The organism is Actinokineospora pegani (assembly GCF_009745975.1).
In the GTDB taxonomy this organism is placed as follows: domain Bacteria; phylum Actinomycetota; class Actinomycetes; order Mycobacteriales; family Pseudonocardiaceae; genus Actinokineospora; species Actinokineospora pegani.
In genome coordinates, this window is record NZ_WHOL01000113.1 from 119,138 (window position 1) to 131,034 (window position 11,897).

Annotated in this window: 9 protein-coding genes; 5 read left to right on the top strand and 4 right to left on the bottom strand. The window is 72.3% G+C overall.

The genetic code is table 11. From position 1 onward, the window contains the following. Positions 1-297: 297 nt before the first annotated feature. From serC to GCL84_RS22905, 3 genes are all read right to left on the bottom strand, one after another. On the bottom strand, positions 298-1,434 hold the full coding sequence (gene serC / locus GCL84_RS22890; RefSeq protein ID WP_156757580.1) for a phosphoserine transaminase: 1,137 nt from the start codon (positions 1,432-1,434) through the stop codon (positions 298-300). Between the two features lie 118 nt (positions 1,435-1,552). Further along, positions 1,553-2,908 (bottom strand): serine hydrolase domain-containing protein, encoded by a 1,356-nt coding sequence (locus GCL84_RS22895; RefSeq protein ID WP_156757581.1) that lies wholly within the window; start codon positions 2,906-2,908, stop codon positions 1,553-1,555. Between the two features lie 912 nt (positions 2,909-3,820). Continuing rightward, positions 3,821-4,960, bottom strand: coding sequence for a citrate synthase 2 (locus tag GCL84_RS22905; RefSeq protein ID WP_156757583.1), 1,140 nt, complete (start codon positions 4,958-4,960; stop codon positions 3,821-3,823). A 351-nt stretch (positions 4,961-5,311) separates the two neighbouring features. Between GCL84_RS22905 and pdxH the strand changes: the two genes are divergently transcribed. From pdxH to GCL84_RS22920, 3 genes are read left to right on the top strand one after another with little or no spacing between them, the layout of a single operon-like run. Beyond that, positions 5,312-5,971: a pyridoxamine 5'-phosphate oxidase gene (gene pdxH / locus GCL84_RS22910; protein ID WP_156757584.1), complete on the top strand. Its 660-nt coding sequence runs from the start codon at positions 5,312-5,314 to the stop codon at positions 5,969-5,971. A 59-nt stretch (positions 5,972-6,030) separates the two neighbouring features. Beyond that, complete coding sequence (locus GCL84_RS22915) at positions 6,031-7,320, top strand: MFS transporter (RefSeq protein WP_156757585.1); 1,290 nt, start codon at positions 6,031-6,033, stop codon at positions 7,318-7,320. A 43-nt stretch (positions 7,321-7,363) separates the two neighbouring features. After that, entirely contained in the window at positions 7,364-8,740 is a 1,377-nt protein-coding gene (locus GCL84_RS22920; RefSeq protein ID WP_156757586.1) for an APC family permease, read from the top strand. Here the strand turns inward: GCL84_RS22920 and GCL84_RS22925 are convergent. Then, positions 8,726-9,556: an MBL fold metallo-hydrolase gene (locus tag GCL84_RS22925; RefSeq protein WP_156757587.1), complete on the bottom strand. Its 831-nt coding sequence runs from the start codon at positions 9,554-9,556 to the stop codon at positions 8,726-8,728. The genes GCL84_RS22920 and GCL84_RS22925 overlap by 15 nt on opposite strands. Before the next feature lie 54 nt (positions 9,557-9,610). Between GCL84_RS22925 and GCL84_RS22930 the strand changes: the two genes are divergently transcribed. Beyond that, positions 9,611-10,507, top strand: coding sequence for an aldose 1-epimerase family protein (locus GCL84_RS22930; RefSeq protein ID WP_156757588.1), 897 nt, complete (start codon positions 9,611-9,613; stop codon positions 10,505-10,507). After that, on the top strand, positions 10,504-11,700 hold the full coding sequence (locus GCL84_RS22935) for an amidohydrolase (protein WP_156757589.1): 1,197 nt from the start codon (positions 10,504-10,506) through the stop codon (positions 11,698-11,700). Before GCL84_RS22930 ends, GCL84_RS22935 begins: the two co-directional genes overlap by 4 nt. Positions 11,701-11,897: the final 197 nt, after the last annotated feature.

Genomic DNA, 11,897 nt, shown 5'->3' on the forward strand with positions numbered 1-11,897 from the left:
GGCGCGCCGCGATCCCCGTGACATCCACTCGTGATCTTGCCGTATCCACCCGGTGTCCCGCATCCCGATTGGGTCCCGGTTCACTCGTTCGCTCGCGTGTCCCCCTGGACACGCCGGAATGTCGCGCCTGACGGTAATCGGTCGATGGCCCTGCGGTGGTGACAATGGGGCTGAAGAGGCTGGTGGTGAATGTGGTCACATTTTCATCACGCGGCGTGGCGGGCCCGCTGAAAACGCCAGGAGGCCACCGCCGGGGGGGGGGGGCGGTGACCTCCTGGGGAGCAGTGCGAGCGGGGACTAGCCGAGGTGCTCCACGACCCAGTCGATCGCGTTGGTGAGGGTGGTGATGTCCGCGGGCTCGACGGCGGGGAAGGTCGCGACGCGCAACTGGTTGCGGCCGAGCTTGCGGTAGGGCTCCACGTCGACGATGCCGTTGGCCCGGAGAGCCTTGGCGACCGCGGCGGCATCGATGGTGTCGCTGAAGTCGATGGTGGCCACGACCTGGGAGCGGTGGGCGGGGTCGGCGACGTACGGGGTGGTGTACGCCGTCTTCTCGGCCCAGTTGTAGAGGCGGTCGGAGGAGTCCTTGGTGCGGGCGGTGGTCCAGTCCAGGCCGCCGTTGCCGTTCATCCAGTCCAACTGCTCGGCGAGCAGGAACAGGGTGGCCACGGCCGGGGTGTTGTAGGTCTGGTCCTTGACCGAGTTGTCCAGGGCGGTGGCCAGGGACAGGAACTCCGGGATGTAGCGGTCGGTGGCGGCGATCTCGCCGACGCGCTCGAGGGCCGCCGGGCTCATCAGCGCCAGCCACAGGCCGCCGTCGGAGGCGAAGGACTTCTGCGGGGCGAAGTAGTAGACGTCGAAGTCCTCGGCCTTGACCGGCAGGCCGCCCGCGCCGGAGGTGGCGTCGATGGCGACCAGCGCGCCCTCGGAGCCAGCCGGGCGGCTGACCGGCACGGCCACGCCGGTGGAGGTCTCGTTGTGGGCCCAGCCGACCAGGTCGGCCCCGGACTGGTAGGCGATCTCCGGGGCGCTGCCCGCCTCGGCGGAGACCACGATCGGGTCGGCCAGGAACGGGGCCTTCTTGTTCACCGTGGCGAACTTCGAGGAGAACTCGCCGTAGGTGAACAACTGGGCCCGCTCGCGCACGAGGCCGAAGGCGGCGGCGTCCCAGAACGCCGTCGTGCCGCCGTTGCCCAGCACGACCTCGTAGCCCTCGGGCAGCGAGAACAGCTCGCGCAGGCCCGACCGCACGCGGCCGACCAGCGACTTGACCGGCTTCTGGCGGTGCGAGGTGCCCATGAACTTGGCGCCCTCGGCGGCGAGCGCCGCGAGCTGCTCGGGGCGGACCTTGGACGGGCCGCACCCGAAGCGGCCGTCGGACGGCCGGAGCTCGGCGGGCAGCTCGAGCGTGCTCGGATCGGCGGTCTGGGTCATGTCTGCGCCTTTCACATGGGACGTTGGGATTTCAGCCTATGCCTGTCCACTATCTGGTAGTCGGCGGTGCCGGGCTCGCGGGTTCTCGCTGGTCCGACCACGATCGGGTGATTCCCGGTCAGGCGGGTCGCCAGCCCCGGGCGTCCACACCGCCGGGGACGGCCGCGGGCGTGCCGTACGGGTCGCGGGTGAACGAGAAGGTCGCCAGGTCCAGGTGGCTCGGCGTGCCGTCGGCGGCCCGGTGCAGGACCAGCGCCTCCCCGGCGTAGTAGCCGTCGAGGCCGGTCCAGCGGTCCGCGCCCGCCGGGCGGAAGCGCGAGGCCCGGCCGCGACCGGTGACGGGGACGAGGTTGAGCCAGCCCTCGTCCAGCAGGTGCAGGTTGTACGGGGTCGGGCCCCAGTGCCAGCGCCCGGTCGCGGCCAGCAGCGCCGGGTCGACCCCGGCCAGCGGCCGCCACTGGGCGGGCAGCTCCGGCTCGTGCCGCTCGGCCAGGTCGATCAGGTCGGTCGCCAGCGCGCCGACGCCCACGCCCGCGGTCGAGTTGGCCAGGCACAGCGCCCCGGTGCCGGTGGCCGGGTCGGCGAACGCGGCGGCGAGGAAGCCGGGCATGGAGCCGCCGTGGCCCGCCAGCCGCCGCCCGCCTGCGCGCAGGGCCTGCAGGCCAAGGCCGTACCCGGCGGTCCAGGTGTCCGCGTCGTCGACGTGGGCGGGGGCGCGCATCTCCGCGACGGTGTCCGGGTGCAGGACCTCGCCGGTGTCGCCGCCGATGAACGCCACCCAGCGGGCCAGGTCGGTGGCGGTCGACCAGAGCTGACCGGCCGGGGCCATCGCGCCCGCGTCCGGCGTGGGCTCGTGCAGCAGCACGTCGGCGTAGGGGTGCACGGCCCAGCCGTCGGCGGCGGGGGCCACCCGGTCGGGGGTCGTGCGGGTCATGCCGAGCGGGCGCAGGACCTCGGCGTCGAGCACGCTGAACCAGTCCGCGCCGCGCAGCCGGGCCACCAGCTCGCCGAGGACGCCGAAGCCGACGTTGCTGTAGTGGAAGTGCGCGCCGGGCCGCAGGACCGTGGACTCCTGGCCGAGGCTGCTGTTGAGCGCGGCCCAGTCCCCGCCCGGCGTCCGCTCCCACCACAGACCGGGCGACTCCGAGGTCAGGCCGGAGGTGTGCGCGAGCAACTGGGCGACGGTGGCCGAGCCGAACGCCGTGCCGGGCAGGTGCGCGTCCAGCGGGTCGTTGAGGTCGAGCTTGCCCTCGTCGCGCAGGCGCATGACCAGCACGCCGATGAAGGTCTTGGTGATCGAGCCGATCCGGTACTGGGTGTCGGCGGTCGGCTCCTGCCCGTCGACGGTCCCGCGCGCGCCGTGCCAGACGAGCTCCCCGCGGCGGACCACGCCCGCCACCAGCGAGGGCGCCCGGCTGCCTGCCTGCTCGGTGGCCAGGCGGTGCAGCAACGCGAACTCAGTGGTCTGCAGCATGGGCGTGATTCTCCGACATGCCCGAGCGGGTCCGTGGCCAGCACGGCCAGTTGGGCGCCGTCCAGGGCGGTGTCCGGGCGCAGGAGCGCGCCACCGTTGGCGGGGTCGTAGTTGTAGGCGGTCGCGGTGACCACGCCGCCGTCGGGGCGGAAGTGCGTGGCGCTGCGGAGCTTGCGCGGCGCCGCCGGGTCGCCCACCACCGTCAGCGTGTGCAGGACGAGGGAGTCGTCGGGGAGGACGTCGGCCGTGCAGGACACCGTGCCCTGGCACACCTCGCGCGGCGCGGCGGTGAACAGGCCGGGGGCGTTGACCTGGAGCGCCTGGCCGGTGCTGCCCCGCGCGTCGGTGTAGAGGGCGAAGTTGCTCAGGTAGTCCTGCCCCTCGGAGATCGAGCCCGCCGCCTCGCCGCCCCAGCCGGTGAGCACCAGGTCCTGGGCCTGCGGGACGACCTGCGGGTAGAGCTGCTCCAGCCGGTCGGTCATGGTGTCGGCGAAGGCCTGCAGCTCGGCCACGCTGTGGTGCGGGTCGACGATGCCCGCGGGCGGCCACTGGATGTCGGGCACCTCGTCGGCGGCGGCCTGCGGGGCGATGGCCACGGTGGCCACAGTGGCCACGGCGGCCGCGGCCAGGGCGGTCAGGATGCGCTTGGTCATGGGTTCCCCTCGTCGTTGCTGTGGATCGGCTCTCGATGTTCCGGGGACCAGCCAACGAACCCGGCGCCCTCGGTCCCGCGGAACAGGGGCGGCGAGCGGCGCGGCGCGAACTCCCGAAAAGACTTGTCGTCAGAACGTCGCATCGTGTCCCCTCCCCACCACTCCTCACGACGCGTGACGCGCGCGGGGGTTGCACCGGGGCCGGAAAAAGGCGAAGCCGCCTCCCCTTGTGGGAAGCGGCTTCGAGGAGAGAACCGGGTCAGCCTGCCGTCCAGCCCTCGACCTGCTCGGGCGTGCGCGGGCCGGGGCCGATGTACTTGGCCGCGGGGCGGACCAGGCGGCCGGTGCGCTTCTGCTCCAGGATGTGCGCGCACCACCCGGCGGTGCGGGCGCAGGTGAACATCGCGGGCATCATGTGCGTCGGCACCTCGGCGAAGTCCAGGATGACCGCGGCCCAGAACTCGACGTTGGTCTCGATGGCGCGGTCCGGGCGGCGCTCGCGCAGCTCGGCCAGCGCGGCCTGCTCCAGGGCCGCGGCGGCGTCGTAGCGCTCGGCGCCCAGCTCCTTGGCGGTGCGGCGCAGCACGCGGGCGCGCGGGTCCTCGGCCCGGTAGACCCGGTGGCCGAAGCCCATCAGCCGCTCCTTGCGGTCGAGCAGGCCCTTGACGAAGCCGCGCGCGTCGCCGGTGCGCTCGACCTCCTCGATCATCGGCAGCACGCGGGCCGGGGCGCCGCCGTGCAGCGGGCCGGACATCGCGCCGATCGCGCCGGAGATGGCGGCGGCCACGTCGGCCCCGGTGGAGGCGATGACGCGGGCGGTGAAGGTGGAGGCGTTGAGGCCGTGCTCGGCGGCGGAGACCCAGTAGGCGTCGATGGCCGCGACGTGGCGGGGGTCGGGCTCGCCGCGCCACCGGGTCATGAACCGCTCGGTGATGGTGCTCGCCTGGTCCACCCGCTTCTGCGGCACGGCGGGCTGGTGGATGCCGCGCGCCGACTGGGCCACATAGGACAGTGCCATGACCGACGCGCGCGCGAGGTTGTCGCGCGCCTCGTCGTCGGTGATGTCGAGCAGCGGGCGGTAGCCCCAGATCGGCGCCAGCATCGCCAGCCCGGCCTGCACGTCGACCCGCACGTCGCCGGAGTGCACCGGCAGCGGGAACGGCTCGGCGGGCGGCAGGCTCTCGCCGAAGCGGCCGTCGACCAGCAGCGCCCACACGTCGCCGAAGGTGACCTTGCCGACCAGGTCTTCGATGTCGACACCGCGGTAGCGCAGCGCGCCGCCGTCCCGGTCCGGCTCGGCGATCTCGGTGCGGAAGGCGACCACGCCCTCCAGCCCGGGGCGGAAGCCGTCGTCCGGCTCGCCGTTGGCCGCCTGCTTGTCCTCTACCGCGTGTGTCATCCGATCCAGCCTCTCAGCGCCATGTCCGCGACGATTCGCCCGCAGTGGTTCTGGTCGGCACCAAGGCGGCGTCTTCGTGGCAGCACACCAGCGCCGGGCACCACTGCACGGCCGAAAAAACTTTCCTCCGTGCTCGTGTCGTTAGCAATCGTTCACCACGGTGGCGTGTGTCACGATTCAGTGAACCGATTCAGTTCGGTGCGGGGCCACAACGGGTGACAATTCAGGCGTGCCAACGTGTTCCCGCCGAAGAACCGGTGGTCGCGGTCACCTCGGCAGCGGTTTCCGTTCACCCCGAATACCCGTACCTTTCAGGTGCGAGGTGACCCCGGCGCGTGCGAGGAGAAACCGATGCCCAACGGCGACATCGATCTGAAACTGCCGTCCATGCGAGTCGCCTACGAGCAGGGCTCGCTGACCGAGGCCGACCTCGCCGCCACCTGGCACGAGCAGTTGCAGCGCTGGCTCGACCAGGCCGTCGCCCAGGGCCTGCCGGACGCCAACGCCATGGTCCTCGCCACCGCGAGCGGCGACGGGTTCCCGTCCTCGCGCACCGTCCTGGCCAAGGGCCTCGACGAGCGCGGCGTGGTCTTCTTCACCAACTACGCCTCGACCAAGAGCCACGACCTGCTCGCCACCCGCTTCGCCTCGGCGACGTTCCCCTGGTACGGCCTGCAGCGCCAGGTGACGGTACGCGGGACCGTCGAGAAGGTACGCAGTGCCGAGACCGCCGAGTACTGGGCGCAGCGCCCCCGCGGCTCGCAACTGGGCGCCTGGGCCTCCCCGCAGTCGATCGTCGTCAACGGCCGCGGCACGCTGGAGAGCGCGCTGGCCAATGTGGAACGGCAGTTCGCCGACGCCGAGACCATCCCCGTCCCGCCGCACTGGGGCGGTTGGCGCATCCAGCCGCAGACCGTGGAGTTCTGGCAGGGCCGCGCCGACCGGATGCACGACCGGCTGCGCTTCCGCGACACGCACGGCGGCTGGAAGGTCGAGCGGCTCGGCCCGTAGCCCGGGAACGCGCGAGCGGCCCGCGGACCACGGATCGTTAGCTGCCCTACGCTCCCTCCGTGAGCAGCCCACAGCAGCGGCCCAGGGGCCGGTTCCGCACCGCCCTGGGCAAGGTGGTCATCGACACGCGCCCGCTGCGGGTCAGGGACTACCGGACCTTCTGGTACTCCACCGTCGTCACCGCGATCGGCAGCCAGTTGACGGCCGTCGCGGTGCCGACGCAGGTGTTCGACCTGACCGGGTCATCGGCCTACGTCGGCGTGGCAGGCGCGGTCGGGCTGATCCCGCTGCTGGTGTTCGGGCTCTGGGGCGGGGCGATCGCCGACGCGCTGGACCGGCGCAAGGTGATCATCGTCAGCAACCTGGGGGTGGCGGTCACCTCCGGGCTGTTCTGGGCGCAGGCGTACTTCGACGTCGGGTCGGTGGCGCTGGTCCTGGTGCTGCTGGGCGTGCAGCAGGCGTTCGTCGCGGTCAACATGCCCACGCGCAGCGCCGCCGTCGCGCGGCTGGTCCCGGCCGAGGTGCTGCCGCAGGCCAGCGCGCTGAACTTCACCACGTTCACCTTCGGCGCGGTGTTCGGCCCGCTGCTGGCCGGGGCGCTGATCCCGGTGCTCGGCCTGGCGACGCTCTACCTCGTCGACACCGCCGCACTGGGGATCGCGCTGCTGTGGGTGCTGCGGCTGCCGCCGATCCCGCCCGGGGAGTCGGCGTCGAGGTCGGCGGGCGTGCGCCAGGTCCTCGACGGGTTCCGGTACCTGGCGGCCAAGAAGCTGCTGCTGGTGTCGTTCCTGGTCGACATCATCGCGATGGTCGCCGGGATGCCCAGGGCGCTGTTCCCGGAGATGGCGCACGCGACCTACGGCGACCCGCCGGAGGGCGGGCCCGCGCTGGGGCTGCTGTTCGCCGCCATCCCGATCGGCGCGGTCGTCTTCGGGCTGTTCTCCGGCGCCGTCTCGCGCATCCGCCGCCAGGGCGCGGTCATCACCGTGTCGGTCTGCGTGTGGGGAGCGGCCATCGCGCTGTTCGGGCTGACCTCGTCGCTGTGGCTGGCGGTGGTCTTCCTGGCCATCGCGGGCGGGGCCGACCTGATCAGCGCCGTGCACCGCTCGGCCATGCTGCAGGTGGAGGCGACCGACGAGATGCGCGGCCGGATGCAGGGGGTGTTCACCGTGGTCGTGGCCGGTGGTCCGCGCGTCGCCGACCTCGTGCACGGCTGGGGCGGGGCCACCATCGGCACCGGCCCGACCGTGGTGATCGGCGGCGTGGCCACCGTCGTGCTGACGGTCGTGACCGTCGCGGCGCTGCCCGCGTTCTGGCGCTACCGCTTCACCCCAGCGGCGGTTTCCTGACTTGTCAACGATCCACCCCCCGGGGCCGGCACACTGATCGGCCATGAGTGTCGAGTCGGGACAGGCGCCCGCGGCGCAGCCGGAGCTCAAGCGCGTCATCGGGCCGGGGCTGCTGCTGCTGTTCGTGGTCGGGGACATCGTCGGGACGGGCGTCTACGCGCTCACCGGCACCGTCGCGGGCAAGATCGGCGGCGCGCTGTGGCTGCCGTTCCTGATCGCCTTCTCGGTGGCCTTCCTGACCGCGTTCAGCTACTTGGAGCTGGTGGGCAAGTACCCCAGGGCGGCCGGGGCGGCGCTCTACGCCAACCGCGCCTTCAAGATCCAGTTCTTGACGTTCATGGTCGCCTTCGCGGTCATGTCCTCCGGCATCACCTCGGCGGCGTCGGCCGCGCAGGCCTTCGGCAACACCTACCTGCGCAAGCTCATGGGCGACTCGCTGGTCATCCCGACGGTGTGGATCGCCATCGGGTTCGTGGTGCTGCTCGCCGCGATCAACTTCCGCGGCGTGGCCGAGTCGCTGTGGGCCAACGTCGTGCTGACCGTCATCGAGCTGTCCGGCCTGCTGATCATCATTGTGGTGGGGTTCTACGCGATCACCTCCGGCCAGGGCGACCCGTCGCGGCTGACCCAGATCGACACCGCCGACCAGACCCCGCTGATCGCGGTCAGCTCGGCCACCGCGCTGGCGTTCTTCGCGATGGTCGGCTTCGAGGACTCGGTCAACATGGCCGAGGAGTGCCACGAGCCGACCAAGATCTTCCCCAAGGCGATGCTGGTCGGCATGGGCATCGCCGCGACGATCTACCTGCTGGTCGCGCTCACCTCGTCGCTGCTGCTGCCCGCCGACGAGCTCGCCGACGCGGGCAGCGACGCGCTGCTCAGGGTCCTGTCGGTCGGCGCACCCGGGTTCCCGCTGTGGGTGTTCGCGCTGATCGGGCTGCTCGCGGTCGTCAACTCCGCGCTGATCAACATGCTGATGGCCAGCAGGCTCGTCTACGGCATGGCCCGGGAGCGGATCATCCCCCCGTTCTTCGGCCTGGTGCACCCCTCGCGCCGCACGCCGTGGCTGGCGATCCTGTTCACCAGCGCCATCGCCGCCGTGCTGGTCGCCACCGTCGACATCAGCCTGCTCGGCGGCACCACGTCGCTGCTGCTGCTCATCGTCTTCGCCATCGTCAACGTCGCGGTCCTGGTGCTGCGCCGCGAACAGGTCGAGCACAAGCACTTCCGCGCCCCGACCGCGCTGCCGGTGATCGGCGCGGTCACCTGCGCCTACCTGGCCAGCCCGCTGTCGGGCAGGCCCGCGCAGGAGTACAAGATCGCCGCGATCCTGCTCGCGGTCGGCGTGCTGCTCTACTTCGTCAACCGGTTCGCCGTCGGCAAGGCCAACCGGGGCGACGTGTCGTCAGTGGGCTCGTAGCCGGTCCAGTTCGGTCTGGTCGTGGGCGGAGAACACGGTGACCTCGTCGCCGTGCGCCGCGACCAGTTCCCGCAACCGCGCCTGGTTGTGCCGCCGCTGCTCCCCGAGGGTCTGCATCCGGGCCTCGAACACCCGCAGCAGCGGCGGCACGCTCGGCTCGGGCTCGAGCGCGCCGTGGTGGAAGTAGGCGTCGCCCGCGTGCAGCAGCCAGCCGCCGTCGGACTCCACGGCGATCCCGGCGTGCCCGCGCGTGTGGCCGACGAGCGGCACGAGCGCGAACCCGTCGGGCAGCCCGGCCGCGGGGGCCACGGCGTCGAAGCCGAACCAGGTGTCGCCGCCGGTGGGCTCGTGCAGCCGCCACGCCGGTTGGTGCGCCCACTGGGCGGGGACGTAGCGGGCTTTCTCGGCAACGGTCCGGCGGGCGGTGGCGGCGCGGAACTCGTCGCCGAGGACGTGCACGGTCGCCTTCGGGAAGTCGGGCAGGCCGCCCGCGTGGTCGAGGTCCATGTGCGTCAGCAGGACGTGGGCGACCTCGGCCGGGTCGAGGCCGAGGCCGCGGATCTGCTCGACAGCCGCGTGCGCCGGGTTCGCGAGCGGCCGGGCGACCATCCGGAACTGGCGGCCCAGGGTGCCCGGCGGGTTGGCCAGGTCGCCGCGAGACATCCCGGTGTCGACCAGCACCAGGCCGTCCGGGGACTCGACCAGCAGCACGTGGCAGCACAGCGCCGCCGCACGCGCGGGCCCGCCCGGCCCGCCGTCCAGCAGCGATCCGCCGAACGGGCGCATCGGGCCGCAGTCGAGGTGGTGGACGCGCACTGGGCCCTCCTGGTGAACGCGCTGACCGGTCCCGCGCAGCCTAGGCTCGTGACCATGGACACAGAGCAGTGGGAGATCCGGTCGGGTGGGACACGCGCCGTCGTGACGACGTTCGGCGCCGGGCTGCGCGTGCTCGAGGTCGACGGCAGGCCCTACTCCGAGACCTACCCGGAGGGCCAGGAGCCGCCGATGGGCGCCGGGGCCGTCCTGGTGCCGTGGCCCAACCGGGTCGCGGGCGGGGTGTGGCCGCTCGACGAGGTGCCGCAGCACCTCAACATCACCGAACCGGCCAGGGGCAACGCGATCCACGGCCTGGTGCGCAAGGAGGACTGGACCGTCGGCGAGCGCACCGACGACGCGGTCACCCTCTCGGTCGTGGTCGACCGGCGCCCCGGGTGGCCGTTCACCTTCGAGACCAGCGTCAAGTACGCGGTGGGCCCGGACGGCCTCAAGGTCACCCACGGCGTGCGCAACCTCTGCGCCGACCCCATGCCCTTCGGCGTCGGCACGCACCCGTACCCGCGCGCGGGCGCGCTCGACGTCGGCGACCTCGACCTGCGCCTGGCCGCCACCACGCACCTTCCGCTCGACGCCGACAGCATGACCCCGAGCGGGCCCGCCACCCCGATCGACTCGAAGCTGCGCTCGGGCGCCCCGCTGCGCGAGCTGTCCCTCGACGACGCGTTCGGCGGCTGCGAGCCCGGTGCCGACGGCCTGGTCCGGCACACGCTGACGGACTCCTCCGGCCGGGGCGTGCAGGTGTGGGCCGAGCCGGTGTTCAAGTGGGTGCAGGTGTACACGCCCGCCGCCGGTTCGTTCGGCCCCGGCCGGTCGGTCGCCATCGAGCCGATGACCTGCCCGCCGGACGCGCTGAACTCGGGCACCGACGTGCTGACCGTGGCCCCCGGAGCGAGCTGGTCGGCCTCGTGGGGGATCGGGGTGCTGGTGTGACGACCGCGATCACCGGCGGGCGCGTCGTCCCGGTCGACGGCCCGCCGGTCGAGGGCGGCACGGTCCTCATCGCCGACGGGAAGATCACCGCCGTGGGCGATGTCGAGGTGCCCCCCGACGCCGACGTCGTCGACGCCACGGGCAAGTGGGTGCTGCCCGGCTTCGTCGAGGCGCACGGCCACCTCGGCGTCTGCGAGGAGTCGCAGGGCTGGGCGGGCCAGGACGTCAACGAGATGACCGACCCGGTCACCGCCCGCGTGCGCGCCATCGACGGCATCAACCCCGACGACGAGGGCTTCCGCGACGCGCTGTCCGGCGGCGTGACGACGGTCGTGGTGAAACCGGGCTCCGGCAACGTGATCGGCGGCCACACGGTCGCGGTCAAGTGCTGGGGCCGCACCGTCGACGAGATGCTCCTGCGCGACCCGGTCAGCATGAAGAGCGCCCTCGGCGAGAACCCCAAACGCGTCTACGGCGACAAGGACAAACTCCCCTCCACCCGCCTCGGCGTCGCCGCCGTCATCCGCGAGGCCCTGACCAGGGCCCAGGACTACCAGGCCCGCAAGGCCGCCGCTGCGGGCCCCTTCGACCGGGACCTCACCAACGAGGCCCTGGCCGCCGTCCTCGACGGCGACCTCCCCTGGTGCCAACACGCCCACCGCGCCGACGACATCGCCACGGCGCTGCGGTTGGCCGCCGAGTTCGGCTACCGGCTGGTGCTGAACCACGGCACCGAGGCGCACCTGTTGGCCGACCTGATCGCCGAGCGGGGCGTCCCGGTGGTGACCGGTCCGCTGTTCACGACCAGGACGAAGGTCGAGCTGCGGCACCGGACCCTGCGCAACCCCGGCATCCTGGACCGCGCGGGCGTGCAGATCGCGATCACCACGGACCACCCGGTCATCCCGATCAACTTCCTCGTGCACCAGGTCACCCTGGCGGTGAAGGAGGGGTTGGACCCGGAGTCGGGGCTGCGCTCGATCACGGTGAACCCGGCTTCGATGCTGGGATTGGACGACCGGGTGGGGGCGTTGAAGGTCGGGCTGGACGCGGATGTCGTCGTGTGGTCGGGTGATCCGCTGGATGTGATGAGCCGGGCTCTACAGGTCTTTGTGGACGGTCGGCAGGTCTACCGGTTCAACGCGGAGACGGGGCTGGGGGAGACGCAGCCGATCTTCTACCAGGAACCGTGACGTGGACGAGCCGGGGCAGCGGGACCCCACGTGTTCTTGGTGGGTGACTGATGGCAGGCGACGTTTTCATCAGCGATGACCGGCACTGGGCAGCGTCCAGCAGCATGTACAACTGGGTCCTCGACGTCCTCATCGACCATGCGACCAGCAACTCCCGCAGGACATGCCGGCGCGCGCCGCCTTCCTCGGGCAACTCA

Bases quoted from the DNA above. Each gene is read 5' to 3' on its own strand.
- serC (WP_156757580.1), bottom strand. From the start codon at position 1,434: ATGACCCAGACCGCCGATCCGAGCACGCTCGAGCTGCCCGCCGAGCTC.
- GCL84_RS22905 (WP_156757583.1), bottom strand. From the start codon at position 4,960: ATGACACACGCGGTAGAGGACAAGCAGGCGGCCAACGGCGAGCCGGAC.
- GCL84_RS22895 (WP_156757581.1), bottom strand. From the start codon at position 2,908: ATGCTGCAGACCACTGAGTTCGCGTTGCTGCACCGCCTGGCCACCGAG.
- pdxH (WP_156757584.1), top strand. From the start codon at position 5,312: ATGCCCAACGGCGACATCGATCTGAAACTGCCGTCCATGCGAGTCGCC.
- GCL84_RS22920 (WP_156757586.1), top strand. From the start codon at position 7,364: ATGAGTGTCGAGTCGGGACAGGCGCCCGCGGCGCAGCCGGAGCTCAAG.
- GCL84_RS22930 (WP_156757588.1), top strand. From the start codon at position 9,611: ATGGACACAGAGCAGTGGGAGATCCGGTCGGGTGGGACACGCGCCGTC.